At 46.4% G+C, this 506-nt stretch carries 2 tRNA genes; both read left to right on the top strand.

What is annotated here, in order from left to right:
• The first annotated feature begins 101 nt into the window (after positions 1-101).
• Positions 102-178 (top strand) — tRNA-Ile (locus tag OGX93_RS00030).
• A gap of 113 nt (positions 179-291) precedes the next feature.
• Positions 292-367 (top strand) — tRNA-Ala (locus tag OGX93_RS00025).
• The last annotated feature ends 139 nt before the right edge of the window (positions 368-506 follow it).

Here is a 506-nt window from a genome sequence, read left to right as displayed (position 1 = left end):
TAGGGGAACCTGCGGTTGGATCACCTCCTTACCTTAAAGAACCTGCCTTTGCAGTGCCCACACAGATTGTCTGATGAAAAACGAGCAGTAAAAACCTCTACAGGCTTGTAGCTCAGGTGGTTAGAGCGCACCCCTGATAAGGGTGAGGTCGGTGGTTCAAGTCCACTCAGGCCTACCAGATTTTCCCTGAATACTGCGTTGTGAAATGACTCACATACTTTAAGTATGCTTCGTCATTCCACGCCTTGTCTCAGGAAAAATCATCGGTAAGAGGTTCTGACTGTACTGTATGGGGCTATAGCTCAGCTGGGAGAGCGCCTGCTTTGCACGCAGGAGGTCTGCGGTTCGATCCCGCATAGCTCCACCATATTTTACTGCTCATATAAGAAAACTTCAGAGTGTACCTGAAAAGGTTCACTGCGAAGTTTTGCTCTTTAAAAATCTGGATCAAGCTGAAAATTGAAACGACACACGTAAAGTGTGTATGAGTCTCTCAAATTTTCGCA

Source organism: Citrobacter sp. CK195 (assembly GCF_030333365.1).
GTDB classification, from domain to species: Bacteria; Pseudomonadota; Gammaproteobacteria; order Enterobacterales; family Enterobacteriaceae; genus Citrobacter_B; species Citrobacter_B koseri.
The sequence above is the reverse complement of the archived record's forward strand: the minus strand, read 5'-3'. Positions and strand labels throughout refer to the sequence as shown.